28 protein-coding genes are annotated in these 26,695 nt (G+C 58.1%); 19 read left to right on the top strand and 9 right to left on the bottom strand.

All coding sequences use genetic code 11. The features are described 5' to 3' along the window. Positions 1-105: 105 nt before the first annotated feature. Entirely contained in the window at positions 106-1,407 is a 1,302-nt protein-coding gene (locus tag L370_RS16765) for a cytosine deaminase (RefSeq protein WP_023333692.1), read from the top strand. A gap of 18 nt (positions 1,408-1,425) precedes the next feature. Here L370_RS16765 and tsgA read toward each other — a convergent pair whose 3' ends face one another. Next, complete coding sequence (gene tsgA, locus L370_RS16770; protein WP_023333691.1) at positions 1,426-2,610, bottom strand: MFS transporter TsgA; 1,185 nt, start codon at positions 2,608-2,610, stop codon at positions 1,426-1,428. A 279-nt stretch (positions 2,611-2,889) separates the two neighbouring features. Between tsgA and ppiA the strand changes: the two genes are divergently transcribed. From ppiA to L370_RS16790, 4 genes are all read left to right on the top strand, one after another. After that, positions 2,890-3,462: a peptidylprolyl isomerase A gene (ppiA, locus tag L370_RS16775; protein WP_014885514.1), complete on the top strand. Its 573-nt coding sequence runs from the start codon at positions 2,890-2,892 to the stop codon at positions 3,460-3,462. A 106-nt stretch (positions 3,463-3,568) separates the two neighbouring features. Further along, on the top strand, positions 3,569-4,153 hold the full coding sequence (locus L370_RS16780) for a putative adenosine monophosphate-protein transferase Fic (RefSeq protein ID WP_023333690.1): 585 nt from the start codon (positions 3,569-3,571) through the stop codon (positions 4,151-4,153). 30 nt (positions 4,154-4,183) lie between these two features. Then, a complete protein-coding gene (pabA, locus tag L370_RS16785) occupies positions 4,184-4,747 on the top strand; it encodes an aminodeoxychorismate synthase component 2 (RefSeq protein ID WP_023333689.1) in 564 nt (187 codons plus the stop codon). Between the two features lie 86 nt (positions 4,748-4,833). Further along, entirely contained in the window at positions 4,834-6,054 is a 1,221-nt protein-coding gene (locus tag L370_RS16790; protein WP_023333688.1) for a bifunctional acetylornithine/succinyldiaminopimelate transaminase, read from the top strand. Here the strand turns inward: L370_RS16790 and L370_RS16795 are convergent. Continuing rightward, on the bottom strand, positions 6,051-8,138 hold the full coding sequence (locus L370_RS16795; RefSeq protein ID WP_023333687.1) for a YccS/YhfK family putative transporter: 2,088 nt from the start codon (positions 8,136-8,138) through the stop codon (positions 6,051-6,053). The genes L370_RS16790 and L370_RS16795 overlap by 4 nt on opposite strands. A gap of 57 nt (positions 8,139-8,195) precedes the next feature. Continuing rightward, positions 8,196-8,828 carry a cAMP-activated global transcriptional regulator CRP gene (gene crp / locus L370_RS16800; protein WP_000242758.1) on the bottom strand — a complete coding sequence of 211 codons (633 nt, stop codon included), beginning with the start codon at positions 8,826-8,828 and terminating at the stop codon, positions 8,196-8,198. Positions 8,829-9,139: 311 nt separating this feature from the next. On the opposite strand from crp, the gene L370_RS16805 reads away from it, so the two are divergent. Next, on the top strand, positions 9,140-9,544 hold the full coding sequence (locus L370_RS16805; protein ID WP_008503018.1) for an OsmC family protein: 405 nt from the start codon (positions 9,140-9,142) through the stop codon (positions 9,542-9,544). An 88-nt stretch (positions 9,545-9,632) separates the two neighbouring features. On the opposite strand, the gene L370_RS16810 is transcribed toward L370_RS16805, so the two are convergent. From L370_RS16810 to L370_RS16820, 3 genes are read right to left on the bottom strand one after another with little or no spacing between them, the layout of a single operon-like run. Next, a complete protein-coding gene (locus tag L370_RS16810; RefSeq protein ID WP_023333686.1) occupies positions 9,633-10,502 on the bottom strand; it encodes a phosphoribulokinase in 870 nt (289 codons plus the stop codon). 30 nt (positions 10,503-10,532) lie between these two features. After that, the gene (locus tag L370_RS16815) at positions 10,533-10,751 is read right to left on the bottom strand and encodes a YheU family protein (protein ID WP_008503016.1); all 219 of its coding nucleotides are present in this window, start codon (positions 10,749-10,751) and stop codon (positions 10,533-10,535) included. Further along, a complete protein-coding gene (locus tag L370_RS16820) occupies positions 10,748-11,770 on the bottom strand; it encodes a hydrolase (RefSeq protein ID WP_032666548.1) in 1,023 nt (340 codons plus the stop codon). The genes L370_RS16815 and L370_RS16820 overlap by 4 nt, the downstream gene beginning before the upstream one ends. 228 nt (positions 11,771-11,998) lie before the next feature. On the opposite strand from L370_RS16820, the gene mdcA reads away from it, so the two are divergent. The 8 genes from mdcA (at position 11,999) to mdcH (ending at position 19,050) form a co-directional block, all read left to right on the top strand. Continuing rightward, positions 11,999-13,654, top strand: a complete 1,656-nt coding sequence (gene mdcA, locus L370_RS16825; RefSeq protein WP_010436323.1) for a malonate decarboxylase subunit alpha — start codon at positions 11,999-12,001, stop codon at positions 13,652-13,654. Then, positions 13,654-14,511 (top strand): triphosphoribosyl-dephospho-CoA synthase, encoded by an 858-nt coding sequence (locus L370_RS16830; protein WP_023333684.1) that lies wholly within the window; start codon positions 13,654-13,656, stop codon positions 14,509-14,511. The genes mdcA and L370_RS16830 overlap by 1 nt, the downstream gene beginning before the upstream one ends. A 9-nt stretch (positions 14,512-14,520) precedes the next feature. Continuing rightward, the gene (mdcC, locus tag L370_RS16835; RefSeq protein WP_023333683.1) at positions 14,521-14,820 is read left to right on the top strand and encodes a malonate decarboxylase acyl carrier protein; all 300 of its coding nucleotides are present in this window, start codon (positions 14,521-14,523) and stop codon (positions 14,818-14,820) included. After that, positions 14,813-15,646: a biotin-independent malonate decarboxylase subunit beta gene (locus L370_RS16840; RefSeq protein WP_023333682.1), complete on the top strand. Its 834-nt coding sequence runs from the start codon at positions 14,813-14,815 to the stop codon at positions 15,644-15,646. The genes mdcC and L370_RS16840 overlap by 8 nt, the downstream gene beginning before the upstream one ends. Beyond that, positions 15,646-16,446, top strand: a complete 801-nt coding sequence (gene mdcE / locus L370_RS16845; protein ID WP_032641130.1) for a biotin-independent malonate decarboxylase subunit gamma — start codon at positions 15,646-15,648, stop codon at positions 16,444-16,446. The genes L370_RS16840 and mdcE overlap by 1 nt, the downstream gene beginning before the upstream one ends. Positions 16,447-16,574: 128 nt before the next feature. Then, positions 16,575-17,534: an AEC family transporter gene (locus L370_RS16850; RefSeq protein ID WP_023333680.1), complete on the top strand. Its 960-nt coding sequence runs from the start codon at positions 16,575-16,577 to the stop codon at positions 17,532-17,534. A gap of 2 nt (positions 17,535-17,536) precedes the next feature. Further along, the gene (locus L370_RS16855) at positions 17,537-18,154 is read left to right on the top strand and encodes a malonate decarboxylase holo-ACP synthase (RefSeq protein ID WP_023333679.1); all 618 of its coding nucleotides are present in this window, start codon (positions 17,537-17,539) and stop codon (positions 18,152-18,154) included. Further along, a complete protein-coding gene (gene mdcH, locus L370_RS16860) occupies positions 18,154-19,050 on the top strand; it encodes a malonate decarboxylase subunit epsilon (RefSeq protein WP_023333678.1) in 897 nt (298 codons plus the stop codon). Before L370_RS16855 ends, mdcH begins: the two co-directional genes overlap by 1 nt. A gap of 60 nt (positions 19,051-19,110) precedes the next feature. Here the strand turns inward: mdcH and L370_RS16865 are convergent, their stop codons facing one another. Together L370_RS16865 and L370_RS16870 are read right to left on the bottom strand one after the other, a co-directional pair. Further along, positions 19,111-20,043 (bottom strand): LysR family transcriptional regulator, encoded by a 933-nt coding sequence (locus L370_RS16865; RefSeq protein WP_023333677.1) that lies wholly within the window; start codon positions 20,041-20,043, stop codon positions 19,111-19,113. A gap of 15 nt (positions 20,044-20,058) precedes the next feature. Continuing rightward, complete coding sequence (locus L370_RS16870) at positions 20,059-21,963, bottom strand: ABC transporter ATP-binding protein (RefSeq protein WP_023333676.1); 1,905 nt, start codon at positions 21,961-21,963, stop codon at positions 20,059-20,061. Between the two features lie 135 nt (positions 21,964-22,098). Between L370_RS16870 and kefG the strand changes: the two genes are divergently transcribed. From kefG to slyD, 4 genes are all read left to right on the top strand, one after another. Then, positions 22,099-22,653, top strand: coding sequence for a glutathione-regulated potassium-efflux system ancillary protein KefG (gene kefG / locus L370_RS16875; RefSeq protein WP_021242220.1), 555 nt, complete (start codon positions 22,099-22,101; stop codon positions 22,651-22,653). Further along, on the top strand, positions 22,653-24,458 hold the full coding sequence (kefB, locus tag L370_RS16880; RefSeq protein WP_023333675.1) for a glutathione-regulated potassium-efflux system protein KefB: 1,806 nt from the start codon (positions 22,653-22,655) through the stop codon (positions 24,456-24,458). The genes kefG and kefB overlap by 1 nt, the downstream gene beginning before the upstream one ends. Positions 24,459-24,471: 13 nt before the next feature. Further along, positions 24,472-24,672: a YheV family putative zinc ribbon protein gene (locus L370_RS16885; RefSeq protein ID WP_010436300.1), complete on the top strand. Its 201-nt coding sequence runs from the start codon at positions 24,472-24,474 to the stop codon at positions 24,670-24,672. Positions 24,673-24,766: 94 nt separating this feature from the next. Beyond that, on the top strand, positions 24,767-25,357 hold the full coding sequence (slyD, locus tag L370_RS16890; RefSeq protein WP_014885491.1) for a peptidylprolyl isomerase: 591 nt from the start codon (positions 24,767-24,769) through the stop codon (positions 25,355-25,357). A 51-nt stretch (positions 25,358-25,408) separates the two neighbouring features. Here the strand turns inward: slyD and L370_RS16895 are convergent, their stop codons facing one another. After that, positions 25,409-25,627, bottom strand: coding sequence for a protein SlyX (locus L370_RS16895; RefSeq protein WP_023309461.1), 219 nt, complete (start codon positions 25,625-25,627; stop codon positions 25,409-25,411). 238 nt (positions 25,628-25,865) lie between these two features. Here L370_RS16895 and fkpA point away from each other — a divergent pair, with 238 nt between their 5' ends. Continuing rightward, a complete protein-coding gene (fkpA, locus tag L370_RS16900; RefSeq protein WP_023309460.1) occupies positions 25,866-26,684 on the top strand; it encodes an FKBP-type peptidyl-prolyl cis-trans isomerase in 819 nt (272 codons plus the stop codon). Positions 26,685-26,695 lie beyond the last annotated feature (11 nt).

The following is a 26,695-nucleotide window of genomic DNA, read 5'->3' as shown; positions in this document are numbered from 1 at the left end:
GGAATTTGCTGGCTTTTCGTATTCGTCGATTTTGTGTACAAAATAGAGTGCGTTTTTTGAAAATGCGTACTCCTAAATATCAGCCGTGTTTTTCGGGAGAAAGGTATGTCTACAACACCGCTTTGGCTTGTCCAGAATGTTCGCTTACCGGGTCGGGAAGGGCTGTGGCAAATCGCCATCGAGAACGGTCGTTTTGGTGATATCACACCAATGGATGATACCCACGCCGAAAGTTATGAAGTCTTGAACGCGCGAGGTGGGCTGGCTATCCCGCCGTTTATCGAGCCGCATATTCATCTCGATACCACCCAGACGGCGGGGGAGCCGAACTGGAACCAGTCCGGAACCCTGTTCGAAGGTATTGAACGCTGGGCCGAGCGCAAGGTGTTGCTCAGCCATGAGGATGTCAAAGCGCGCGCCTGGAAAACGCTGAAGTGGCAAATTGCCAACGGCATCCAGTTTGTGCGCACGCACGTCGATGTTTCTGATCCAACCCTAACCGCCCTGAAGGCGATGCTGGAGGTGAAGCAGGAGGTTGCCCCGTGGGTGACGCTGCAAATCGTCGCGTTCCCGCAGGAAGGTATTCTCTCTTACCCGAACGGCGCGGCGCTGCTGGAAGAGGCGTTAAGGCTGGGGGCCGACGTGGTGGGGGCGATCCCACACTTCGAGTTCACCCGCGAGTATGGCGTGCAGTCGCTGCATATCGCGTTTGACCTGGCGAAGAAGTATGACCGTCCGCTGGATATCCACTGCGATGAAATCGACGACGAGCAGTCGCGGTTTGTCGAGACGGTGGCGGCGCTGGCTTATGAAGCAGGTCTCGGCCCGCGCGTGACGGCCAGCCACACCACCGCCATGCACTCCTACAACGGCGCGTACACCTCGCGGCTCTTCCGCCTGCTGAAAATGTCGGGGATTAACTTCGTCGCCAACCCGCTGGTCAATATTCACCTGCAGGGGCGCTTTGATGACTATCCGAAGCGCCGCGGCATCACCCGGGTGAAAGAGCTCCAGGAGGCGGGCATTAACGTCTGCTTCGGTCATGACGACGTCTTCGACCCGTGGTACCCGCTCGGCACCGGCAACATGCTGCAGGTGCTGCACATGGGGCTGCACGTCTGCCAGATGATGGGCTATCCGCAAATCGACAGCGGCCTGAATCTGATCACCCATAACAGCGCCCGGACCTTTGGCCTGAGCGATTACGGCATTGAAACCGGAAACCCGGCGAACCTGATTATCCTGCCTGCGGAGAGCGGGTTTGAAGCGGTGCGCTGCCAGGTGCCGGTGCGCTGGTCGATTCGTCAGGGACGGGTGATCGCTACAACGCAGCTGGCGCAGACGTGGATCCAGACGGACGTCGGGGGAGAAGAGGTAAGCTTTGCCAGAAACAGCCCCTCTGCGTAATGCAAAGGGGCGCAGGGTTTAGTGAGACGCTGCCGCCGCGTTGTGCTGGCGGTGGCGGGTCACGAAGCCCAGGATGAAGCACATAATGAACACCACGGCATACAGACCGTTAGCGGTGTGCAGCGCCGCCAGCGGGCCGCTGTGGGCCACGATCGGGCCAGTGACCACGAAGGTCAGCATGGTGCCGATGGTGCCGCAGGTCAGGACGAAGTTAACCAGCTTCGGCGAGGCCACTTTGGTCTGCAGGGAGCCCAGGGTGATGATCGAGGTATAAATGGCGCTGGAGAAGAAGCCCAGGGTCAGAATGAACCACGGCATATGCTCCGGCGAACCGTTGATGAACAGGTACATCAGCACGGTTGCCAGGCCCGCCAGCACGGTCAAAATGCGCTGCAGGTCGAAGAAGCGCAGGATGAAGCTAAACGCCCACATGCCGAACATGTAAGACATCCAGAAATCGCTCACCAGTTGACCCGCATCGTTCAGGCTCATGCCCAGACCTTTGGCGTATTCCGGTACCCAGGAGATAAAACCCAGCTGGCCCAGGATGTAGCACAGGGCGGCAACGGAGAGGAAAAGCACCCCGATACCCCATTTTTCTTTCGCAACGGGCTCTGCGGTGGTTTGCGCTTTCTTGCCCAGCACCGGGAACTCACAGCCGAAGGTCAGAATAAAGATCGCCACGTAGACCAGACCAATGCAGGCATAAACCCAGTACCACTCGATGCTGCGCGCCAGCAGAACGGCCGCGACCATCGGGAAAATCATTCCGGCCATGCTGAAGAAGGAGTCGGTAAACAGCAGGCGCGCGCCGCGCTGGCGGCCTTCATACATATGGGTAATCAGGAACGTACCGATCGACATGGTGATCCCGCTGACCAGACCGAGCACGAACATCGCGGCGGAGAACAGCGCGATGCTGTGGCTCAGCATCAGGCCCGCCACGGCGGCGACCATCAGCACAAAGCCAAAACGCAGCTGCGTTTTCAGCGGAACGATTTCCATCAGCCAGGCATTCAGGAAGATAGAGATCAGGATCCCGGCGTTGAGGAAGGTGAAGGTATTACTCATGCTGGAAACGGGCAGCTGGAAGTAGTCTGCGATATTCCCCATCACCATCCCGGTGACGATCACCAACGCGCCGGTCAGAGCGTAGGAGAAGAAGCTGATCCATGTGAGCTTGATGCGATTGCTGTTAGTCATGTCTGGCCTGTTCAGAAAAAGAAAAAGCGCCCAGGGGGCGCTGAGAGCGGGCAGATTTTAGACATTAAAGTGATCTATTCATATCTTTTAAGAGAGATTAGAAGTTCATTGCATGGTTTTGTGTGATCTTGATCACACAAAAAGGCGCGAAAGCCAACCGTTTGCGCGGTTACAACTGTTTCAATTTCGTAAAATTAGGTAAAAGGCTGGTCTCCGTTCATACTGCTCTTTAGAATCAAGCCATTCGCTTTTTATACTGCGCTTTGTTAAGGAATTCTCATGCTCAAATCAACACTGGCGGCTGTCGCAGCTGTGTTTGCTCTTTCTGCCGTTTCCCCTGCTGCGCTGGCAGCCAAAGGGGACCCTCACGTTCTGCTGACCACCTCCGCCGGGAACATTGAGCTGGAACTGAATAGCCAGAAAGCACCTGTTTCTGTCAAAAACTTCCTCGACTACGTGAACAGTGGTTTCTATAACAACACCACTTTCCACCGCGTGATCCCGGGCTTCATGATTCAGGGTGGCGGCTTCAACGAGCAGATGCAGCAGAAGCAGCCGAACCCGCCTATTAAAAACGAAGCGGACAACGGCCTGCTGAACAAGCGCGGCACCATCTCCATGGCGCGTACCGCAGACAAAGACAGCGCGACCAGCCAGTTCTTCCTGAACGTGGCGGATAACGCCTTCCTCGACCACGGTCAGCGCGACTTTGGCTATGCCGTTTTCGGTAAGATTGTGAAGGGCATGGACGTGGCCGATAAGATTTCTCAGGTACCTACTCACGACGTCGGTCCGTATCAGAATGTGCCGTCAAAACCGGTGGTTATCCTCTCCGCGAAAGTTCTGCCGTAATTCTTCTGAACGCGGGCTTCTTCTGCCCGCGTTATGTCGCCCTCCCTGCGAAAGCGCGTTTTGCTGCTTATACTTGTGGCAAACGGACTATTCAGGGAGGCGTTAAGTGAAAAAACTCACCGACAAGCAAAAATCCCGTCTCTGGGAGCAGCAGCGTAACGTCAATTTACAGGCCAGTTGTCTCCTTGAAAAAGGTAATGGTCCCTCAGAACCCCATATTGAGACGCTGGGGCTTGGGCCTTCCGCGCCCGGGTTGCCCCATCTGTGCCTTATTCATCGTCATTTGTACCGCAGCGAGATGAAGCGGGCTGGCGAGCTCCGTACCGACGATATTTTTAAAGGAGACATTCCCTTCTGCCACTTTGAGTACATCGAAAAGATGGGCAACGAGCTGATGGCGGCGCTGGAAAGCGAAAAGTATCTTGTGGGTCTTGAGAAAGCGGCGTTTGTTGACAGAGTTAGCCACTATTACTGCGAAATCAACATGCTGCATCCCTTCATGCGCGGCAACGGTATTGCCCAGCGCGTTTTCTTCGAGCAATTGGCACTCCACGCGGGCTATGCGCTGGACTGGCGCGATATCGATCCCGAGCAGTGGGTGGCGGCTAACCGAAGTGGCGCAACGGGAGATTTAACCGCGTTAAACGCTATCTTTGCCAAAGTAGTGAGCGAAGCGCGGGAATCTGAGTAGAATAGGGCGGCATTTTTTTCGGGAGCCGCCATGATTCTGCTGATTGATAACTACGATTCCTTCACCTGGAACCTTTACCAGTATTTTTGTGAACTGGGTGCAGAGGTGGTTGTCCGCCGCAACGATGAGATCGATCTCGCCGATATCGAGACGCTGGCTCCGCAGAAAATCGTGATTTCTCCGGGGCCGTGTACGCCGTCAGAGTCGGGTATTTCGCTGGAGGTTATCCAGCACTATGCCGGCAAGCTGCCGATCCTGGGCGTCTGTCTGGGCCATCAGGCCATTGCCCAGGCGTTTGGTGCCACCATCGTGCGCGCCGCCAAAGTGATGCACGGTAAAACCTCTCCGGTCACGCACTCCGGCACCGGGGTATTCACGGGGCTCAATAACCCGTTAACCGTGACGCGCTACCATTCGCTGGTGATTGACCCGCCGACGCTGCCCGCCTGCTTTGAGGTGACCGCCTGGAGCGATACGCAGGAGATCATGGGAATTCGCCACCGCGAATGGGATCTCGAAGGCGTGCAGTTCCACCCGGAAAGCATCCTCAGCGAGCAGGGGCACGCGCTGCTGGCAAATTTCCTCCATCGCTGAATATCTGTTGCCTTACTGTGATTTTTTATGCATATTTTGTGATTATATTTTCACAATCATTGTGACATAAAATGGATGGTCATGACATGGCAACTGAACAACCAGCAATTACCCGCGCGACATTCGATGAAGTGATCCTGCCGATTTATGCACCGGCTGAGTTTATCCCGGTGAAGGGAAAGGGCAGCCGCGTATGGGATCAGCAGGGTAAAGAGTATGTGGATTTCGCGGGCGGGATTGCGGTCACGGCGCTGGGTCATTGCCATCCCGCGCTGGTCGAAGCGCTGAAAACTCAGGGCGAAACCCTGTGGCACACCAGCAACGTGTTTACCAACGAACCGGCGCTGCGCCTGGGGCGTAAGATCATTGATGCCACGTTTGCCGAGCGCGTGCTGTTTATGAACTCCGGCACCGAAGCCAACGAAACCGCCTTCAAGCTGGCGCGCTACTACGCGACAACGCGCCACAGCCCGTATAAAACCAAAATCATCGCCTTCCACAATGCCTTCCACGGACGCTCCTTCTTTACCGTCTCCGTTGGTGGCCAGCCGAAGTATTCCGACGGGTTTGGCCCGAAACCGGCCGATATCGTCCACGTGCCGTTTAACGATCTGCACGCGGTGAAAGCGGTAATGGACGACCATACCTGCGCGGTGGTGGTCGAGCCGATCCAGGGTGAAGGCGGCGTGACCGCGGCAACCCCGGAATTCCTGAAAGGGCTGCGCGCCCTGTGCGACGAGCATCAGGCGCTGCTGGTCTTCGATGAAGTGCAGTGCGGGATGGGGCGCACCGGCGATCTGTTCGCCTATATGCACTACGGCGTAACGCCGGATATTCTGACCAGCGCCAAAGCGCTCGGCGGCGGTTTCCCGGTGAGTGCAGTACTCACGACGCAGGAGATCGCCTCGGCGTTCCACGTCGGCTCTCACGGCTCTACCTACGGCGGTAACCCACTGGCGAGCGCCGTGGCGGGCGCTGCATTCGACATTATCAACACGCCGGAGGTGTTGAACGCCGTGAGCGCAAAGCGCGAGCTGTTCGTAAAACACCTGCAAAAGATTGATGAGCAGTACGACGTGTTCAGCGAAATCCGCGGGATGGGGCTGTTGATTGGCGCCGAGCTGAAGCCGCAGTACAAAGGCCGCGCGCGTGATTTCCTGCACGCCGCCGCGCACGAAGGGGTGATGGTGCTGAACGCGGGGCCGGACGTGATGCGCTTTGCGCCGTCGCTGGTGGTAGAAGACAAAGACATCGAAGACGGGTTAATCCGCTTTGCCGCGGCGGTCGCGAAGATCGTTAAAGGCTAATACTCGGTTCGCTTTAACACGCGCGTTAACCAAACCCCGTGATGCGGACGCTGACGCCATGCCACCGACGAAATGGTGTGCATGGTGTTCAGATGTCCCAGAACGCGCTGCAAATGTTGCTCCAGGGTGCTCATTGGCCCGTGGGTTAACGTCTCCGGCGCTTCCAGAATGTTCGAATCTCCCGACTCGCCCGGCGAGTCATACTCCAGACGCTGCTGACACCTCTGCAACGCAATTTCACACGACTGCAAATAGCGCTGCGCCAGATCCGGCGTCAGCATCGTGTGCTCGCGCGCCAGCGTGGTCATGGCGTTAATGTGTTCGACGATAAACTGGCTGTGCGTCACCCAGAGCTTCATGTCTGCCAGATAGTGCGAGTTAAAGCCCGGCTCCTGCATGGCCTGGTTGAGCGAGTTAAACAGCGCATTGTGTGCCTGGTTGACCTTCATCCGCTGATACGCCAGCGGGGAGGGCTGCGGGTCGTCGCTCAGGATCAGGCGAATGGCCTGCTGGTCGGCTTCCAGCGCGTCGTGGGCGTTCTGGCGCAGCAGTCCGCTTTGCCACTGCGGCCACAGCCAGACCATGCCGCCAAAGGCAATCAGACAGCCGATCAGAGTATCAATCAGCCTGGCGACAATAAACTGTTCGCCATTGAGCGTGAGCAGCTGCAGGGTATATACCGCCGTCACCGTAAAGCCCACCATCGCCCAGCCGTAGTTTTTGCGGATAATCAGGTAGCTCACCAGCGTGATCGCCAGCATGCCTGCCAGGGTATAGCCTTCCGGCACGTGGAAGTGCAGCGTCACGCCCGCAATGATCAGCCCGGCCATCGTTCCGCCAGCCCGGTGCAGAATACGCACCCGCGTCGCGCCGTAGCCGTTCTGGGTGACAAACAGCACGGTCATTAAGATCCAGTAGGGTTTCGGCAGATGCAGCGCCATGCCCATCAGGCTGGCGGTACTGAGCATCACGCTAATCCTTGCGGCGTTGCGCAGGGCGGACGATTTAAGAGAAAGATAGCTTTTGAGCGCGGGCAGTAGCGGCAGCCGTTTCTGCTTATCCGCCATCAGGTCGCGGGGATAAAGCGGGCGCTGGGTGCGCAGCACGCGCGCGATACGGCTGAAGTGCCAGGCGGCAAACTGGCCGACGGGGTTATCCGGATGCTGACGGGCGATTTTCTCCAGCGCGCCCAGCTGTTTATCCATGCTAAAGCGCGTCGGGTAGCGGTGATAGAGAATATCATCGGCCAGCACCCGCAGGCGTGCCGAGACGGTCTGCGCGTTCCAGCGGATCACCGCTTCGGCGTGGCTGCGCTCGACCAGCTTTTGCACCTCCTGCGGGTGGTGCAGGCTAACGGAGATATGCTCCTGCAGATCCAGCCCGACCTGGAAGGTGCGCAGCAGCCGCTTGTACTCGTGGTTCTTGTTGGCGGCGAGCATATGCAGCTGCTGATAGCACTGGCTTATCAGATCCACCACCTTTTGCTGGCGCGTCAGCAGCGGCGGTAAGGATTTCTCCGGATCGGTATGCTGGGTGAGCAGGGTGTATTTGGCTTCGCAGTAATCCGCAAGCTGCACGTAGAGCAGGCTCAGGGATTCACGCAGCGGCTGTTCCCGCCACAGCCAGAACCAAAACCAGTTAAACAGCCCGTACCATAATGTCCCCAGGGCGTAGATCAGCAGCGGCTCCCACACCGGCATATTCCCGGCGAGGCTCAGCGTGAAAATGGCCGCAATCAGCGAAGCGGGAAGCAGGCGGGCGTGCAGCGAACTGATTTCCGCCGTCACGCCGAGGGTCATGGCCAGTACGGTCAGGATCAGCGGCAGCGGGATATCCCGAGCCAGTAAAAGCTGTACGGCGAGGCTGCAGCCAGCAAACAGGCAGCCACCGATAATCAGGCGTTTAAAAAAGCGCTTATGCGGCGTGTCAAGACCGGCGATGTTGCAGCAGGCGGGCACGAGGGAAAACAGCAGGCCTTGCTGGAGGTGTCCGAGGATCAGACCTATGGCCACAGGAAGGCACAACACCAGCGTTTGCCGCAGTGCGTAGTTAACTTCCGGGTGATAGATCAGCCTGCGCCACATGGGGAGTAGAGACAAAAACGGCGTGACACCTTGCGATGGCACGCCGTTTAAGCGGAATTAACGCGTTCCGTAGACCACGATGGTTTTACCGTGGGCGGAGATCAGGTTTTGATCTTCCAGCATTTTCAGGATACGGCCCACTGTTTCACGGGAGCAACCGACGATCTGACCAATTTCCTGACGGGTAATTTTAATTTGCATGCCGTCCGGGTGGGTCATGGCGTCTGGCTGTTTCGCCAGGTTCAGCAGGGTCTGCGCGATACGGCCTGTCACGTCCAGGAAGGCGAGGTTACCCACTTTTTCTGACGTGACCTGCAGACGGCGCGCCATCTGGGAAGAAAGACGCATCAGGATGTCAGGGTTAACCTGAATCAGCTGACGGAACTTCTTGTAAGAAATTTCAGCCACTTCACATGCTGTCTTTGCACGAACCCAGGCGCTACGTTCCTGGCCCTCTTCAAACAGGCCCAGTTCACCGATGAAATCGCCCTGGTTCAGATAAGAAAGGATCATCTCTTTCCCTTCTTCATCTTTGATCAGCACTGCCACCGAGCCTTTAACGATGTAATACAACGTTTCCGCTTTTTCACCCTGGTGAATCAGCGTGCTCTTTGATGGGTACTTATGAATGTGGCAATGAGACAAGAACCATTCGAGAGTCGGGTCTGTTTGCGGTTTGCCAAGCACCATGCGCTGTTATCCTCTGTTATAAGCTGTCACCAGAGTCATCAGATGCATCCGGACTCTGGGGTTGCAATCGAATTCTTACCCATACCCTGGGAAGTCGGCTACCGTAACGTTTCGCAGCCAGTAAAGTTTGATGTCCTCTGCATACATGTGTAACGTCAATGTATTACTGTAGCATCCAGAGTGTTTTAGCATAGCTTTCGCCGCGTGTCTCCTGGTGTCTCGCTTCAGCATGATGCAGGTCGCCTTCCATTGCGAGAAATGTAACGCACGCGTAATCTGTCACCAAAAATGCAACGTTGGAGTTTAAGAATATGCAAGCGCGCGTGAAATGGGTTGAAGGTTTAACGTTCCTGGGCGAGTCCGCTTCAGGACACCAGATTTTGATGGACGGTAACTCCGGCGATAAAGCACCAAGCCCAATGGAAATGGTGCTAATGGCGGCAGGGGGATGCAGCGCAATTGACGTGGTGTCGATCCTGCAAAAAGGTCGTCATGACGTGACGGATTGTGAAGTCAAACTCACGTCAGAACGTCGCGAAGAGGCGCCACGCCTGTTCACCCATATTAACCTGCACTTTGTGGTCACCGGTAAAGAGCTGAAAGACGCGGCGGTCTCGCGTGCGGTGGACCTGTCTGCGGAGAAGTACTGCTCTGTGGCGTTAATGCTGGAGAAAGCGGTAAAAATCACGCATTCGTATGAAGTGATCGAGGCTTAAAAAACAAAGCCCGGTGGCGCTGCGCTTACCGGGCCTACAACTGCACGAACGTAGGCCGGATAAGCGAAGCGCCATCCGGCAACAGGCGTCACGCAATCTGCTTCCCTTCCATCAGTCGCTCCACCAGCGGCGTCATGATGAGCTCCATCGCCAGCCCCATTTTTCCGCCCGGCACCACTAACGTATTCATGTGCGAAATAAACGAGCCCTGCAGCATGGCCAGCAGCCAGGGGTAATCAATGCCGTCGAGGTTGCGGAAATGGATCACCACGAAGCTCTCATCCAGGGACGGGATACTTTTGGCGGCAAAGGGGTTGGAGGTGTCCACCGTCGGCACGCGCTGGAAGTTGATATGGGTGCGGGAAAACTGCGGCGTCAGGAAGTTAATATAATCCTCCATGGAGCGCACCACGGAGTCCATCACCGCTTCGCGAGAATGGCCGCGCTCGCTCATGTCACGCGTCAGCTTCTGGATCCACTCCAGGTTAACGATAGGGACCACGCCGACCAGCAGATCCACGTGGCGCGCCACGTCGTGTTGAGGGGTGACCACGCCGCCGTGCAATCCTTCGTAAAACAGGACGTCGGTGGGTTCCGGCAGCGGCTGCCACGGGGTAAAGGTTCCCGGCACCTGATTCCAGGGAACGGCTTCATCATAGGTATGCAGATATTTGCGGGACTGCCCTTTACCGCTCTGACCGTACTCGATAAAGGTTTGTTCCAGCAGGCCGAAGTCATTGGCCTCCGGGCCGAAGTAGCTGATGTGTTTACCCAGATCGCGCGCCTTACGGATGGCCATGTCCATCTCCGGACGCGTGTAGCGGTGAAAGCTGTCGCCTTCGACCTCCGCCGCACGGAGATTCAGCTGGGCGAAAATCTTGCGAAATGCGAGGCTGGTGGTAGTGGTTCCCGCACCACTCGACCCCGTAACGGCAATAACCGGATGTCTGGCAGACATAGCAACTCCCTGACTGAAAAGGGTGGAAGATCAGCCGTGAAACGCGTTGCGGGGCATGATATTGACCGTCTCATGCAGTTCTGACCACACCAGCACCACGTCGCCGCTTTTTAGCTGGCGCTTTACATCGTTGACCTTTTGCTCAAGCGAGCGTTCCTGTTCACCATAATCGGTGCCTTCACGTAATACAAAGCTTTCAATCAGATTATCGAGCGTTTCGGGAGCCAGATCCTGCCAGGGAATAATCATTTTGCACCCTCCAGATAAGGAGTCAGCCAGTCAGGAATGCGCGCCTCAAGCCACATTTTCGGGCGGCGCAGCGTGCCGCCGATAAACCCGACGTGGCCGCCGTGCTCGGTCAACTGATAGTGAACGTTGTCGGGCAGGAATTCCTGAGAGGGGATAGAGTGATGATCCATAAACGGGTCATCTTTGGCATGAATAATCAGCGTCGGCTGCGTGATCTTGCTGAGCAGCGGCATGGCGCTGCACTGACGATAATAGTCAATCGCATCGGCGAAGCCGTGGATTTTCGCGGTGATCAGGTCGTCGAACTCGCGAATACGGCGCACCTTTTTCAGCTGGCGCAGGCTGACTGGCAGGGTATCCGGGTAGGCCTTCAGCTTACGCGCCGCGTTGGCCTTCAGCAGGTTGAGCAGGTAGCGCTGATAGACGCGGGAAAAGCCTTTATCCATGTGGTAGCTGCACTGCTCCAGCATAAACGGCGCGGAGACAATGACGGCGGCATCCAGCGGGACGCTTTCACCCTCCTTGGCCAGCAGACAGGCCAGCATATTTCCGCCCAGCGAGTAGCCCACCGCGGCGGTGGGCACGGTGCCAAAGTTGTCCCGCAGCCAGTGTAAAAACCACGTCCCGTCTTCGGTTTCACCCGAGTGATAAATGCGTTTCTGACGATTCGGTTCGCCGCTGCAGCCGCGAAAATGCATCACCACGCCGAGCCAGCCGCGCGCTTTTGCCGCCTCAATTAATCCATGCGCATACGGGCTGTGCAGGCTGCCTTCCAGACCGTGAAAGACCACCAGACGCGGCTTATGGCGGGCCTGTTCCGGCGCTTCGCTCCAGGCGAGATCCAGAAAATCACCGTCTGGCAGGTCAAGCCGTTGCCAGTGTGGGGTGAACTGAACCTTGCGGCGGATCAGTCGCGGCAGCATGGTCTGCAGGTGGGGGTTAGCCACGCCGCGCATGGGCACGAACTCAGTGCTGTCTTCGGCCGCAATGTCGAAGCCTGATGGAATGATTTGGGTCATAAGGGCGATGCTGATTCTTGTCAGAAATTTACGGTACTTTCCGAATTGTACCCCGTTTAGCCTGGTTTTCCGAAACATGAACTGATCCCGATCACAAATCTTTACCTTGATTATTACTCTCAGGCTAATGATTCCGCTCTACGCTTAATTGATGCCTTTCTCACCAGAGCGCACACTTTACTCAACGTTAAGCAAATCAAAATGATTAGCTGAATCAGGAGGTTAATAATGTTATCTGGGCAAACACCCACCCGGCAATGGAACACGCGACGTAGCGAAAAAGCGCGTCGTCTGGCCTCCGTACCGGTGCAGGGCAAGGTACTGCCAACCGGCGATCTTGTCGCCATGCTGGAAAAATTAATCGCGCCTGGCGACAAGGTCGTTCTGGAAGGTAACAACCAGAAGCAGGCGGATTTCCTTTCCCGCTCGCTGGCCGAAGTGAACCCGCAAATTGTCCACGACCTGCATATGATCATGCCGAGCGTCGGCCGCAGCGAGCATCTGGATATCTTCGAGAAAGGCATTGCCCGCAAGCTGGACTTCTCCTTCTCCGGGACGCAAAGCCTGCGTATTTCGCAGCTGCTGGAAGACGGTCAGCTCGAAATCGGTGCGATTCACACCTACATCGAACTTTACTCACGCCTCTACGTCGACCTTTCGCCAAACGTGGCGCTGATTGCCGGTTTTAAAGCCGACCGCAAAGGCAACCTCTACACCGGGGCGAGTACCGAAGATACCCCGGCGCTGGTGGAAGCCGCCGCGTTCCACGACGGCATCGTCATCGCGCAGGTGAACGAGCTGGTGGACGACGAGTGCGATCTGCCGCGCGTGGATATTCCGGGCTCCTGGATCGACTACGTGGTTGTTGCGGACAAACCGTTCTTTATCGAACCGCTGTTCACCCGCGACCCGCGCCTGATCAAACAGGAACATATCCTGATGGCGATGATGGCGATCAAAGGCATCTACGCGGAACACCAGGTGCAGTCCCTGAACCACGGGATCGGCTTTAACACCGCTGCGATTGAGCTGCTGCTGCCCACCTACGGCGAACAGCTTGGCCTGAAGGGCAAAATCTGTAAGCACTGGACGCTGAACCCGCATCCGACGCTGATCCCTGCCATTGAAAGCGGCTGGGTGGAAAGCGTGCACTGCTTCGGCGGCGAGCTGGGGATGGAAGAGTACATCCGCGCCCGTCCGGACGTCTTCTTTACCGGTGCCGACGGCTCGATGCGTTCCAACCGCGCCTTCTGCCAGCTGGCAGGCCAGTACGCGGTGGATATGTTCATCGGCTCTACGCTGCAGGTTGACGGTTACGCCAACTCCTCAACCGTGACCCGCGGTCGTCTTTCCGGCTTCGGCGGTGCGCCAAACATGGGCCATGACCCGCACGGTCGTCGCCACGCCACCCCGGCCTGGCTGAACATGATCACCGAGCCGGACCCAATGCAGCGCGGTAAAAAACTCGTCGTGCAGATGGTGGAAACCTTCCAGGCGGGCGTGAAGCCAACCTTCGTGGAAAAACTTGATGCCGTTGACGTGGCGAAAGCCTCCGGCATGCCGCTGGCACCGGTGATGATTTACGGCGATGACGTGACCCACGTGCTGACGGAAGAGGGGATTGCTTACCTCTATCGCGCCAAAGATCTGGAAGAGCGTCGTGCCATGGTCGCCGCCGTCGCCGGTATCACCGACATCGGTCTGGGCGTTGATGCGAAGCGCGTGGCGGAACTGCGTCAGAGCGGCAAAGTGGTCTACCCGGAAGATATGGGGATCCGCCGCACCGACGCCACCCGCTCTCTGTTGGCAGCGGGCAGCGTGTCTGACCTCGTCGAGTGGTCCGGCGGTCTGTATAACCCACCTGCGAAATTCCGGAGCTGGTAATGAAACTTCTGCCCCAGATTCAGGTTGAAGGCGGTGCCGAATGGCTGGCGCGAACCGCCACGCAGTGTCTGATTGACGAAGCACGTTTAAGCCCGAAACCCGGTCTGGTGGACAGTCGGGGGAACGGCGCGCACCACGATTTATCCCTTGCGCTGATGGAGCGCTCCGCGCACAGCCTGACCCCCACGTTTCAGGCGCTGGCGCAGCAGAGCTGGCAGCGGCCGGCAGACATTGCGCTTCGGCAAACCGTTGGCCGTCTTGGCCGCGAAGGCGAGCAGCAGATGATGGCCGCTACCGACGGGGTGAATACCCATCGTGGCGCGATCTGGGCGCTGGGATTGCTGGTCAGCGCGGTAGCGATGCTGGGCGGTGATGCCAGGGCGCAAGACGTCGCCCGCACCGCCGCGCAGCTGGCAAAACTGCCGGACGATGCGGCGCCGAAGGTATTCAGTAAAGGCCTGCGCGCCACGCACCGCTACCGCGTGCCGGGTGCCAGAGAAGAAGCCCAGCAGGCGTTTCCGCACGTTATGCAGCGCGCGCTGCCGCAGCTTCGTCTCAGCCGGCTAAACGGCAGCAGCGAAACGCAGGCCCGGCTCGACGCGCTGATGGCGATCATGACCTCGCTCACCGATACCTGCGTGCTGTCGCGCGCCGGCATGGAGGGGCTGGACGCCATGCAGAGCGGTGCCCGTGCGGTACTGAACGCCGGAGGCTGTGCAACGGCTGCGGGCCAGCAGGCGCTGGCGAACTTAGACCGTCAGATGCTGGCGCTTAACGCGTCACCGGGCGGCGCCGCCGATCTGCTTGCCGCCACGCTGTTTCTTGACCGCGTCGAATCGCCTTATTCAAAGCATTAAGAGGAAGTTATGGAAAAAATCACATTGACCGTGCCAGCCAGCCGCGCGTTAAGCGGCAGGACGCTGGCGGGCGTCGTCGGCTCCGGGGATATGGAGGTGCTCTTCACCGCGGAACCGGGCCAGACGTTAACCATTGATATCACCACCTCAGTCGACAACAGCCGTAGCCGCTGGGAGGCGCTGTTCAACCGCCTGCAGACGGTCAGCAGCCTGCCGGCAGGCAAACTGACCATTCATGATTTCGGCGCGACGCCGGGCGTGGCCCGCATTCGCATCGAACAGGTTTTTGAGGGGGTGAGCCATGCGTGATGACAGCAGCTTTATCGAACTAAAAGCGCGCCAGCGCGCGCAGGCCCTGCTGGATGACGGCAGCTACCGCGAACTGCTGGATCCGTTTGAAGGCATTATCTCTCCGTGGCTTGGGCCGCAGGGCATTGTCCCGCAGGCCGATGACGGCATGGTCGTCGCAAAAGGCACCATCAACGGTCAGCCTGCGGTCGTCGTCGCGATTGAAGGTGCGTTCCAGGGCGGCAGCATGGGTGAGGTGTCCGGAGCCAAAATGGCGGCGGCGCTGGAGCTGGCGGCGGAAGATAACCGCAACGGCATTCCGACTCAGGCGGTGCTGTGCCTCGAAACCGGCGGCGTGCGCCTGCAGGAGGCGAACCTCGGCCTGGCGGCGATTGCCGATATCCACGCTGCGATTGTAGACCTGCGTCGCTACACGCCCGTCATCGGGATTGTGGCCGGGACCGTGGGCTGCTTCGGCGGGATGTCCATCGCTGCGGCGCTCTGCAGCTACCTGATCGTGACCCGCGAAGCGCGTCTTGGCCTTAACGGCCCGCAGGTTATCGAGCAGGAAGCGGGCATCGAAGAGTACGACTCCCGCGATCGTCCATTTATCTGGAGCATGACCGGCGGCGAAGTGCGCTATCAAAGCGGGCTGGTGGATGCGCTCGTCGGCGACGGTATCAACGCGGTGAAACAGGCGATGAACGACGCGATTGCGAAAGGCGTTCCCGCGAAACATCGTACCGACAACTACGACGATTACCTGAACCGTTTAACGAATTTCGACACCCGCAAACAGGCCGATGCCGAACAGATTAACGCGCTTTTTGCCCGGGAGGTGAAATGATGAGTAATTCAAAAAGCCGTGGCGAGCTCTGGCTGGAAACCCTCGCCCCGAATGCCAAACGTATCGAAGGGCTGTGCCCGTCCGTGCAGGCGGCAGACGGCGAGCTGAACGGTGAAGCGGTGCGCTTTGTCGCCGTGGTGCCGGATGCCAACAACCACTTCCCGCGCGCGGCGAAAGGTGAGGTCGGCCTGCTGGAAGGCTGGACGCTGGCGAAAGTGGTCAGCGAAACCATCGCCGCTGACGCAGATAAGCCGGTCAAACGCCCGATTGTGGCGGTGATTGACGTCCCAAGTCAGGCCTATGGCCGTCGCGAAGAGGCGTTCGGTATCCATCAGGCGCTGGCAGGAGCCGCTGCTGCCTATGCGAACGCGCGGCTGGCCGGTCATCCGGTGATTGGCCTGATCGTCGGCAAGGCGATGTCCGGCGCGTTCCTGGCGCACGGCTACCAGGCCAACCGCCTGATCGCCTTTAACGACAAAGGCGTGCTGATCCACGCGATGGGCAAAGAGTCTGCGGCGCGCATTACGCTGCGTACCGTCGAGGCGCTGGAAAAGCTGGCGGCGACCATTCCGCCAATGGCGTATGACATCAGCAACTATGCGACGCTGGGGCTGCTCGCCAGCCTGCTGGACATCAGCAACCCGGATGCCCCATCCGATCACGATCTGGCGCAGGTGAAAACCACTCTGCAACAGGCCATCAGCGATGCTCGTCAGGACACCACGCTGAAAAACCGTCTGGGTGCTGACAACCGCCGCAGCTCGGCGCTCGTACGCGAACGTATGCGAGCCAGCTGGTAAGTAAAAAAAAGACCTGCCAGAGATGCAAACCCCCGTGGGCGCGCCCGCTGCGCCCGCGTGGAAGCCTGCATCCTGAAAAATAATAAACATCGCACCAGTGCTAAAACTTTTTTTACTACAGGTGATTTATGACTTACGTAATTGTTCATGCTCTTGCACCGATTTTCGTCATCATGCTGCTGGGATTCTGGGCCGGTAAGGCAAAGATGGTCGATAACAAAAACGTTTCCCTGCTCAATATCTTCGTGATGGATTTTGCACTCCCTGCCGCGCTGTTTAGCGCCACCGTGCAAACGCCGTGGACCGGCATCGTGGCGCAGTCACCGCTGATTCTGGTGCTGACGCTGGCAATGTGGATCACCTATGCGGTCATCTACTTCCTCGCGACTAAAGTCTTTAAGAAATCCCCGCAGGACGCGGCCGTGCTGACCCTGACGGTAGCCTTACCGAACTACGCGGCGCTGGGCCTGCCGATTCTGGGCAGCGTGCTGGGTGAGGGATCGTCCACGTCGCTTTCCGTTGCGGTCTCTATTGCCTGCGGTTCGGTGCTGATGACCCCGTTCTGCCTGCTGATTCTGGAGCGTGAGAAAGCGCGCGCTGAGGGGAATAATTCCGGCTCAACGCTCTCCATGCTGCCGGTGCTGATGTGGCGTTCCATTAAAAAACCGATCGTGATGGGCCCGCTGCTGGGCGTGATTCTTTCTGCCATCGGGATCAAAATGCCGGAGCTGGTGCTTGCGGCGATTAAACCGCTGGGGCTGTCGGCGACCGCTGCGGCGCTGTTCCTGACCGGGGTGATCCTCTCTGCCCGTAAGCTGCAGATCAACACCATGGTGATCACCTCAACCATCGCCAAGCTGCTGATTCAGCCAGCGATTGCCTGGGGTATCGTGCTGATCTTCGGTCTGCACGGCTCCGTGGCGATCACCGCTATCCTGATGATTGCGCTCTCCGCGGGCTTCTTCGGCGTGGTGTTCGGTAACCGCTTTGGCGTGCAGTCGCCGGATGCTGAAGCCGTGCTGCTCTTAAGCTCCGTACTGTGTATCCTGTCGCTGCCGCTGTTTATCTCGCTGACTTCAGGAATGTAATCATGAGCACAACATTACGCCCGCACGACCTCATCTGGCTTACCGCGCGCGACGTGCTGGAAGGCATCACCGAATCCTGGGTGGAGGCGGCATGGCATATCGGCCTGCCGGTGGTGGTGCGGCGTGATGTTGATAATGAAGGCCGTATTCCCGTTGGCGTGCGCGGATTGCGCCGCGACCAGCGGGCGGCCGGATGGGTGAAGCCGGAAAGCGTGAAGCGCGTGGTGTCGCCTGAAGAGCTGTGCGCCACCGCCGATCTGCTGCGCTCACCGTTTGTGACCCAGCCGCCGGTTCAGGTGGCGCTGCAGCTGGCGCAGCAGGCGTGGCCGTGGACGTGGGGCATTACCGGCAGCACCGGCTATGCCCTGGCGACCGGCATTCCGGTGATCCATGCCGACAGCGATCTCGATCTGCTGATCCGCGCCCCTGAGCCGATTTCCCCCGATGCTTTTACCGCATGGCAGTCGCAGCTGAGCCGCGCACTGTGCCGGGCGGATACGCAGGTGGATACCCCCGAGGGCGGCTTTGCGCTGGCGGAGTGGCTGCGCGACGGCAAAACGTTGCTGAAAACCCGCCGCGGACCGCGCCTGGTGGCGGATCCGTGGCGCAGGGAGGAGTGATGAAAATACTGTTTACCTTTCCGGGACAGGGCACGCAGCATGAAGGCATGCTGCAAAACCTGCCGGGATCGGAACTGGCTCAGGCGCGTGAGGTGCTGGGCACCGAAGTGGATACGCTGGACGGCGCCGACGCGTTAACCCATACCCGCGCGGTTCAGCTTTCGCTGCTGATTGCTGGTGTGGCCTGGGGGCGCGAGCTTGAGCGTCGCGGCGTGACGCCGGATATCGTCAGCGGGCTGTCCATCGGCGCTTATCCGGCGGCGGTTATCGCAGGCGCGCTGGACTTTTCGGACGCGCTGAGGCTGGTGGCACTTCGCGGCGATCTGATGGAGCAAGCGTACCCGCACGGCTACGGCCTGACCGCGATTATGGGCTTAACTCTGCCGCAGGTGGAAACGCTGATTGAAGGCACCGGAACCTATATTGCCAACCTGAACGCTGAAACGCAGATCGTGATTGCCGGAAGCGATGACGGGATGGCGCAGGTGGCGGCACGCGCGCTGGCAAAAGGGGCGAACAAGGCCAGGCGGCTGGCGGTCAGCGTGCCGTCCCACTGCGAACTGCTGGCGGAACCGGCACAAAAGCTGGCGGCGGCATTTGAGTCCGTCACGCTGGCTCGTCCACGCTGCGCGTACCTTAGCGGCAGTACCGGCCGCGTGCTCTGGCAGCCGGAGAAAATCGCTGACGATCTCGCAATGAATATGGCGCGAACCGTGCGCTGGCAGGAAGCGGTGATTTCCGCTAACGAGCGTGAAGCCCGGCTGGCGATTGAAATGCCGCCCGGCGGCGTACTGACCTGTCTGACGCGACAGGCTTTGTGGGAAGGAGAGACCCTTTCGCTGGAGCGCAGCGGGGTGGACGTGGCGGTGCATCTGGCGGGTCGGCTTCGCGCGTGAGTTTTTTGCCCGATGGCGCTGCGCTTACCGGGCCTACGGGTTCTGTTGTCTTGTTTTGTATCACGCACTTTCCTGCAGGCTGCGCGCATACATTCGCCCTTCGGCGGCTAATGCCCGCAGGCTCGGATCCTGCTCGCGGTTGCGGGCAAAGACAATCGCGATCAGCTGCTGCATCTGGTACGGCTCCGCCAGCTTTAACAGCTGCACCGAATTCTCGTAGACCTTCTTCATCCTTCCCGGCATCAGCGTAAAGCCGACGCCCGCCTGCACCAGGCTGAGCATTGAGAAAATGTCGTTCACCCGGGTAACAATCTCTGGTTCAAACCCGGCGATATGGAACGCTTCCTGGAACCCGGCGTAGGTCGCAAAGCCTTCTGCAAGCGCGACAAATTTCTCATCTTTGTAATCGCGGAGATCCGCTGGCCCGTGGGTATTTAGCGTGGCGGAAGCCGGTGCGGCAAGGAAGATATCGTCATGGAACAGCGGCAGAACCTCAAGGCTGTTGCGATCGATATCGCTTTCGGAGATGGAGATAAGAATCGCGTCCAGCGAGCCTTCATCCAGCATGTGCAGCAGGGTGTCGTTGGAGCCCATCGTCAGATCCATCTCCAGATCCGGACGGCGCAGCTTCATGCCCATAATCAGGCGCGGCACGGTTTCCAGTGTCAGGGAGTAGAGCGTGCCCACGCGCAGCCGCCCCTGGCCGATTCCGGCAATTTTGCGGGATTCTTCCAGCCCGCGCTCCATCACCTGCATCACCTCCTGGCAATATTCCAGCAGCGTCCAGGCGGAAGGCAGGGCTATCAGGTTGCGCCCCTTGTGGGTAAAGAGCGGGCAGCGCACGTTCTCTTCCAGCGTGTGTAGCGCACGGTGAACGCTCACGCCGCTCAGGCCCAGAGTTTCGGCGGTACGCGCGATATTCCCTTTCTCCATAAACGTCATGAAGATGCTGAGCTTGCGGAACGTAATCTCGCTCGTGATATCGAAACGCATAACCCTCCCGGCGTGTTAGTCGGCCTGCAGCATCGCTTCCAGCTGTTCCTGCGCGTCGAGCCATGCCATCTCGCACTCTTCGAGGCTGGACTTGGTTTTCGCCTGCGTTTGCAGGCAGTCCGTCAGCTCAGCCTTGCGGCTCTGGTCATACAGGCCGCTGTCGCCGAGCTTCTCTTCAACGATAGCCAGCGTGGCGTTGAGCTTTTCCATCTCTTTTTCGAGACGGGCAATTTCTTTACGCAGCGGCTGCGTCTGGGTGCGTAGTTCCGCTTCACGTCGCTTCTGGTCTTTACGCGCCTGCGCGCTGTTGGCGTTATCTTTCGCGGACTCTTCCGGCTGGTTTTCCTGCTTCTGCACGTCCGTCAGCCACTGCTGGTAGTCCTCCAGATCGCCGTCGAACGGTTCGACTTTGCCGTCGTGAACTAAGTAGAGATCGTCCGTGGTGGAGCGGATCAGGTGACGGTCGTGCGAAACCACAACCAGCGCGCCTTCAAACTCAATCAGCGCTTCGGTCAGCGCCTGACGCATGTCGAGATCCAGGTGGTTGGTCGGTTCATCGAGCAGCAGCAGGTTCGGACGCTGCCAGACGATCAGCGCCAGCACCAGACGGGCTTTTTCACCGCCGGAGAAACGCTCGGTGTTTTCAGTGACCTTATCGCCCTGGAAGCCGAAGCCGCCGAGGTAGTCGCGCAACTTTTGCTCCATCTCCTGCGGCGCCAGACGCGCGAGGTGCTGAATCGGCGATTCATCCGCGCGTAAAAATTCCAGCTGATGCTGGGCGAAGTAGCCCAGCTTGATGCCCTTCGCCAGGCCGATTTCACCGCTGACCGGGTTAAGCTCGCCCGCCAGCAGTTTGATCAGCGTCGATTTACCGGCACCGTTGCGTCCCAGCAGGCCGATACGTGAACCCGGGACCAGGTTGAGCTTGATGGAGTCGAGAATAATGCGGTCGGCATAGCCCGCGCTCACTTTTTCCATCTTCAGGAGCGGGTTTGGCAGGCTCTCCGGCTCGCGGAAGCTGAAGTGGAACGGGTTATCCACGTGCGCCGGGGCGATCATCTCCATGCGTTCCAGCATCTTGATGCGGCTCTGGGCCTGCTTGGCTTTTGACGCTTTAGCCTTAAAGCGATCCACGAAGCTCTGCAGGTGCGCCACGCGCTGCTGCTGGCTTTCGTACATGGACTGCTGCTGGGCAAGACGCGTCGCGCGCTGGCGCTCGAAGGAGCTGTAGTTGCCGGTGTACTCGAACATCGTTTGCTGTTCGATATGAATGATTTTATCCACCACCGGGTCAAGGAAGTCGCGGTCGTGGGAAATCAGAATCAGAGTGCCCTGATAGCTCTTGAGCCACTTCTCCAGCCAAATAACGGCATCAAGATCGAGGTGGTTGGTCGGTTCATCGAGCAGCAGCAGGTCAGAGCGGCAGATCAGCGCCTGCGCCAGGTTGAGGCGCATACGCCAGCCGCCGGAGAAGTCGCTGACCGGGCGTTCCAGCTGTTCATTGCTGAAGCCCAGGCCGTGCAGCAGGCTGGAGGCGCGGGAGCGAATGGTCCAGGCGTCGATGGCGTCCAGCTTGCCGTGAACGGTGGCGATGGCGTGACCGTCGTTGCGCTCGTTCGCGGCGTTGAGTTCTGCCTCGAGCTTGCGGTATTCACGGTCGCCGTCGATAACATAGTCGAGCGCCGGCTCACTCAGCGCAGGCGTCTCCTGGTTTACCCAGGCGAGCTGCCAGTTTCCCGGGAAGGTAAAGTTACCGCCATCCGCGCTAATCTCGTTTTTCAGCAGCGCCAGCAGGGTGGATTTACCGCAGCCGTTTTTGCCGACCAGGCCCACTTTTTGGCCCGGGTTGATGGTAGCAGTGGCGTTATCCAGCAGGACGCGCACGCCGCGACGAATTTGTAACGAGGAGAAAACAATCATAGAAGCGCCGTATGTTCCGACTATGTTAATTTGTCATTATGATAATGTAAGGTGTGGGCCATTTTCCGCACCGGGCCGCCATGGTAGCCCAAAACAACAACGATACACAAAAACAGAAACAAGACCGGGAGGGGAATGATGTCTCAGACAGCAAAAGTGCTGCTGCTGTATGCCCATCCGGAATCTCAGGACTCGGTGGCAAACCGGGTGCTGCTTAAGCCGGCTACACAGCTCAGCAACGTGACGGTGCACGATCTCTATGCGCACTATCCTGATTTCTTTATTGATATCCCTTACGAGCAGGAGCTGCTGCGTCAGCACGACGTGATTGTGTTCCAGCATCCGCTTTATACCTACAGCTGTCCGGCGCTGCTCAAAGAGTGGCTGGACCGCGTGCTGAGCCGGGGCTTCTCCAGCGGGGTGGGGGGAAACCAGCTGGCGGGAAAGTACTGGCGTAGTGTGATCACCACCGGTGAACCCGAAAGCGCTTATCGCCACGACGGGCTGAACCGCTATCCGATGAGCGACATTCTGCGGCCCTTCGAGCTGACGGCGGCGATGTGCCGTATGCACTGGATGAGCCCGATTATTGTCTACTGGGCGCGGCGACAGGATCCGAAAGAGCTGGCAAGCCACGCCAGAGCCTACGGTGAATGGCTGGCGTCACCGATTCCGGCAGGAGGTCGTTAATGGAAGGATCGAATTTGCTCCTCGCCGGGGTGCTGTTTTTATTTGCGGCCGTCGTCGCGGTGCCGCTTGCTGCACGGATTGGTATCGGCGCGGTGCTGGGGTATCTGCTTGCGGGGATCGCGATTGGCCCCTGGGGGCTGGGATTCATCAGCGATGTCGATGAGATTCTCCATTTCTCCGAGCTGGGCGTGGTGTTCCTGATGTTCATCATCGGCCTGGAGCTGAATCCTTCGAAATTGTGGCAGCTCCGACGCTCTATCTTTGGCGTGGGCGCCGCGCAGGTGCTGTTTAGCGCCGCGATTCTGGGCGGGCTGCTCATGTTGACGCAGTTTTCCTGGCAGGCGGCGGTGATTGGCGGGATAGGCCTCGCGATGTCCTCCACGGCGATGGCGCTGCAGCTGATGCGCGACAAAGGGATGAACCGTAACGAAGCCGGTCAGCTGGGCTTTTCGGTACTGCTGTTCCAGGATTTGGCAGTGATCCCGGCGCTGGCGCTGGTGCCGCTGCTGGCGGGCTCCGGGGACGATCATTTCGACTGGGCTAAAATCGCCATGAAGGTGCTGGCCTTCGCGGGCATGCTGATTGGCGGACGTTTCCTGTTACGTCCCGTGTTCCGCTTTATCGCCGCGTCGGGCGTTCGCGAGGTGTTTACCGCCGCGACGCTGCTACTGGTGCTGGGATCGGCGTTATTTATGGACGCCCTGGGGCTGTCAATGGCGCTCGGGACCTTCATCGCCGGGGTGCTGCTGGCGGAGAGTGAGTATCGTCACGAGCTGGAAATTGCCATCGATCCCTTCAAAGGGCTGCTGTTAGGCCTGTTCTTTATTTCGGTGGGGATGGCGCTCAACCTTGGCGTGCTCTATACCCATCTGCTGTGGGTGGTCGTGAGCGTCGCCATCCTGGTGGCGGTGAAGATGCTGGTGCTGTACGTCATGTCACGTATCTACGGGCTGCGCAGTTCGGAACGCATGCAGTTTGCCAGCGTGTTAAGCCAGGGGGGCGAGTTCGCGTTTGTGCTGTTCTCGACCGCCTCCTCCCAGAAGCTGTTTAAAGACGATCAGATGGCGCTTTTGCTGGTGACGGTCACGCTGTCTATGATGACCACGCCGCTGCTGATGAAGCTGGTGGATAAACTGCTGTCGCGTCGCCTGAATCCAGCTGACGATGAAGACGAAGCGCCGTGGGTGGAAGACGACAAGCCGCAGGTGATTGTGGTGGGCTTTGGCCGCTTCGGACAGGTGATTGGACGCCTGTTGATGGCGAACAAAATGCGCATTACGGTGCTGGAGCGTGACATCAGCGCGGTCAACCTGATGCGCAAATATGGCTATAAGGTTTACTTCGGCGACGCGACCCAGCTCGAGCTGTTGCGCTCGGCGGGGGCGGAAGCGGCAGAGTCCATCGTGATTACCTGTAACGATCCGGAAGACACGATGAAGCTGGTGGAACTGTGCCAGCAGCATTTCCCGCATCTGCATATTCTGGCGCGTGCGCGGGGACGTGTTGAAGCTCACGAATTGTTGCAGGCGGGTGTGAAACACTTCTCCCGTGAGACGTTCTCCAGTGCGCTGGAGCTGGGCCGCAAGGCGCTGATCTCGCTCGGCATGCATCCGCATCAGGCGCAGCGCGCCCAAATGCACTTCCGCCGGCTGGATATGCGGATGTTGCGCGAGCTGATGCCGGTTCATACCGATACGGCGCAGATCTCCCGCGTGCGGGAAGCGCGTCGCGAGCTGGAGGAGATCTTCCAGCGAGAGATGCAGCAGGAACGACGCCAGCTTGATGGCTGGGATGAATTTGAATAAAGGGTAACGAAAGATGGCTGTACGTAAACGCTTTATCGCGGGTGCAAAATGCCCGACCTGCCAGGCGCAAGATACCCTGGCGATGTGGCGGGAAAATAATATTGATGTTGTTGAGTGTGTTAAGTGCGGTCACCAGATGCGTGAGGCCGATAAAGAGGCCCGCGATCACGTTCGCAAAGAAGAGCAAGTTATCGGGATTTTTCATCCGGACTAGCGATATGCCCTGAGTTTTTTTAAGCTAAAGGGTACACGGGTGCAGATTTCCGCTACAATCTGCGCCAGCAATTTTCCCACGCTCAGGAGATATCATGAAAGTAGCAAAAGACCTGGTGGTCAGCCTGGCCTATCAGGTACGTACAGAAGACGGTGTGTTGGTTGATGAGTCTCCGGTGAGTGCGCCGCTTGACTACCTGCATGGTCACGGCTCCCTGATTTCTGGCCTGGAAACCGCGCTGGAAGGTCATGAAGTTGGCGACAAATTTGACGTTGCTGTAGGCGCGAACGACGCTTACGGTCAGTATGACGACAACCTGGTTCAGCGCGTGCCTAAAGACGTATTCATGGGCGTTGACGAACTGCAGGTTGGCATGCGCTTCCTGGCTGAAACTGACCAGGGTCCGGTTCCTGTTGAAATCACCGAAGTGGAAGATGACCACGTGGTGGTTGACGGCAACCACATGCTGGCTGGCCAGAACCTGAAGTTCAACGTAGAAGTTGTTGCGATCCGTGAAGCGACCGAAGAAGAGCTGGCTCATGGCCACGTTCACGGTGCGCACGGCCACGACCATGACCACGATCACGGCCACGACGGCTGCTGCGGTGGTCACGGCCACGATCACGACCATGGTCACGACCACGGTAAAGGTGGTTGCGGTAACGGCGGCTGCGGCTGCCACTAATTCCGTCATGCGGAAAATAAAAAAGCGGGATAATCCCGCTTTTTTTACGCCTCAATAATGAGGAGGTGGCGTCTCTTCTGACTGAGAGGCAATGTTCGACGGCTGTGTGGCCTTCAGCTTTTCCGTCAGCAAGCGCATATGATCCCGCAGTTTTGCCATTTCAAGCTCATGTGCGGTCACGGTCTGGTTTAGCTCTTCGATGGTGATGTCCTGAAAAGCCAGGCGGCTTTCCAGTTCAGCCATTCTCGCTTCTATCGCTGTATCCTTCATCATTCACCTCGTTTATTTCAGATTCGCCATAATGGCCCTGCGGCGGCGCAGTTTAACTGAGTTTATCCTTAAGTACAGTTCGCATCCCCTTGGCAAGAAACTTATTTAAACAAAAATAGTCTGAAAAGAGGCGAGAATTGGACGTGTCTGTCTGTAGATTTCTTCTGCAACGTTTTATAGTACGTCACTCATTTACGTTTAACGCTGGGGTGAGAGTCCCCAGGCCCTGGAGATATGGATGAAATCACTGTTTAAAGTAACGCTGCTGGCGACCACGATGGCTGTTGCGCTGAACGCGCCGCTGTCATTCGCTGCTGATACTGCTGCGAAGCCTGCTGCTACTGCAGACAGCAAAGCGGCGTTCAAAAATGACGACCAGAAATCCGCCTACGCACTGGGCGCATCTCTGGGTCGTTACATGGAAAACTCTCTGAAAGAACAAGAGAAACTGGGCATCAAACTGGATAAAGCTCAGCTGATCGCGGGCGTTCAGGACGCATTTGCAGATAAGAGCAAGCTGTCTGACCAGGAAATTGAACAGACTCTGCAGGCGTTTGAAGCGCGCGTGAAGGGTGCCGCGCAGACTAAGATGGACGCGGACGCTAAAGACAACGAAGCGAAAGGCAAAGCCTACCGCGACACCTTTGCTAAAGAGAAGGGCGTGAAAACCTCTTCTACTGGCCTGGTGTACAAAGTTGAGAAAGAAGGCACCGGCGATGCGCCTAAAGACAGCGACACCGTTGTTGTTAACTACAAAGGTACGCTGATCGACGGTAAAGAGTTCGACAACTCTTACACCCGCGGTGAGCCGCTCTCTTTCCGTCTGGATGGTGTGATCCCTGGCTGGACTGAAGGCCTGAAAAACATTAAGAAAGGCGGCAAGATCAAGATGGTTATCCCACCGGATCTGGCCTATGGCAAAACCGGCGTTCCGGGTATCCCTGCTAACTCTACGCTGGTCTTTGACGTAGAACTGCTGGATATCAAACCAGCACCAAAAGCGGATGCCAAGGCAGACGCACCGGCTGACGATAAAGCCGCTGCCGCTAAGAAGTAATGCTGAAAAAA

The sequence above is a fragment of the Enterobacter sp. MGH 24 genome (genome assembly GCF_000493015.1).
Lineage (GTDB): Bacteria > Pseudomonadota > Gammaproteobacteria > Enterobacterales > Enterobacteriaceae > Enterobacter.
Note: the sequence above shows the minus strand (reverse complement) of the source record. Positions and strands in the feature narration are given on the sequence as shown.

What these genes read in the sequence shown, in the direction of transcription:
- L370_RS16765 (WP_023333692.1), top strand. Translation starts at nt 106, where the DNA reads ATGTCTACAACACCGCTTTGGCTTGTCCAGAATGTTCGCTTACCGGGT.
- tsgA (WP_023333691.1), bottom strand. Translation starts at nt 2,610, where the DNA reads ATGACTAACAGCAATCGCATCAAGCTCACATGGATCAGCTTCTTCTCC.
- ppiA (WP_014885514.1), top strand. Translation starts at nt 2,890, where the DNA reads ATGCTCAAATCAACACTGGCGGCTGTCGCAGCTGTGTTTGCTCTTTCT.
- pabA (WP_023333689.1), top strand. Translation starts at nt 4,184, where the DNA reads ATGATTCTGCTGATTGATAACTACGATTCCTTCACCTGGAACCTTTAC.
- L370_RS16790 (WP_023333688.1), top strand. Translation starts at nt 4,834, where the DNA reads ATGGCAACTGAACAACCAGCAATTACCCGCGCGACATTCGATGAAGTG.
- L370_RS16795 (WP_023333687.1), bottom strand. Translation starts at nt 8,138, where the DNA reads ATGTGGCGCAGGCTGATCTATCACCCGGAAGTTAACTACGCACTGCGG.
- crp (WP_000242758.1), bottom strand. Translation starts at nt 8,828, where the DNA reads ATGGTGCTTGGCAAACCGCAAACAGACCCGACTCTCGAATGGTTCTTG.
- L370_RS16805 (WP_008503018.1), top strand. Translation starts at nt 9,140, where the DNA reads ATGCAAGCGCGCGTGAAATGGGTTGAAGGTTTAACGTTCCTGGGCGAG.
- L370_RS16810 (WP_023333686.1), bottom strand. Translation starts at nt 10,502, where the DNA reads ATGTCTGCCAGACATCCGGTTATTGCCGTTACGGGGTCGAGTGGTGCG.
- L370_RS16815 (WP_008503016.1), bottom strand. Translation starts at nt 10,751, where the DNA reads ATGATTATTCCCTGGCAGGATCTGGCTCCCGAAACGCTCGATAATCTG.
- L370_RS16820 (WP_032666548.1), bottom strand. Translation starts at nt 11,770, where the DNA reads ATGACCCAAATCATTCCATCAGGCTTCGACATTGCGGCCGAAGACAGC.
- mdcA (WP_010436323.1), top strand. Translation starts at nt 11,999, where the DNA reads ATGTTATCTGGGCAAACACCCACCCGGCAATGGAACACGCGACGTAGC.
- L370_RS16830 (WP_023333684.1), top strand. Translation starts at nt 13,654, where the DNA reads ATGAAACTTCTGCCCCAGATTCAGGTTGAAGGCGGTGCCGAATGGCTG.
- mdcC (WP_023333683.1), top strand. Translation starts at nt 14,521, where the DNA reads ATGGAAAAAATCACATTGACCGTGCCAGCCAGCCGCGCGTTAAGCGGC.
- L370_RS16840 (WP_023333682.1), top strand. Translation starts at nt 14,813, where the DNA reads ATGCGTGATGACAGCAGCTTTATCGAACTAAAAGCGCGCCAGCGCGCG.
- mdcE (WP_032641130.1), top strand. Translation starts at nt 15,646, where the DNA reads ATGAGTAATTCAAAAAGCCGTGGCGAGCTCTGGCTGGAAACCCTCGCC.
- L370_RS16850 (WP_023333680.1), top strand. Translation starts at nt 16,575, where the DNA reads ATGACTTACGTAATTGTTCATGCTCTTGCACCGATTTTCGTCATCATG.
- L370_RS16855 (WP_023333679.1), top strand. Translation starts at nt 17,537, where the DNA reads ATGAGCACAACATTACGCCCGCACGACCTCATCTGGCTTACCGCGCGC.
- mdcH (WP_023333678.1), top strand. Translation starts at nt 18,154, where the DNA reads ATGAAAATACTGTTTACCTTTCCGGGACAGGGCACGCAGCATGAAGGC.
- L370_RS16865 (WP_023333677.1), bottom strand. Translation starts at nt 20,043, where the DNA reads ATGCGTTTCGATATCACGAGCGAGATTACGTTCCGCAAGCTCAGCATC.
- L370_RS16870 (WP_023333676.1), bottom strand. Translation starts at nt 21,963, where the DNA reads ATGATTGTTTTCTCCTCGTTACAAATTCGTCGCGGCGTGCGCGTCCTG.
- kefG (WP_021242220.1), top strand. Translation starts at nt 22,099, where the DNA reads ATGATGTCTCAGACAGCAAAAGTGCTGCTGCTGTATGCCCATCCGGAA.
- kefB (WP_023333675.1), top strand. Translation starts at nt 22,653, where the DNA reads ATGGAAGGATCGAATTTGCTCCTCGCCGGGGTGCTGTTTTTATTTGCG.
- L370_RS16885 (WP_010436300.1), top strand. Translation starts at nt 24,472, where the DNA reads ATGGCTGTACGTAAACGCTTTATCGCGGGTGCAAAATGCCCGACCTGC.
- slyD (WP_014885491.1), top strand. Translation starts at nt 24,767, where the DNA reads ATGAAAGTAGCAAAAGACCTGGTGGTCAGCCTGGCCTATCAGGTACGT.
- L370_RS16895 (WP_023309461.1), bottom strand. Translation starts at nt 25,627, where the DNA reads ATGAAGGATACAGCGATAGAAGCGAGAATGGCTGAACTGGAAAGCCGC.
- fkpA (WP_023309460.1), top strand. Translation starts at nt 25,866, where the DNA reads ATGAAATCACTGTTTAAAGTAACGCTGCTGGCGACCACGATGGCTGTT.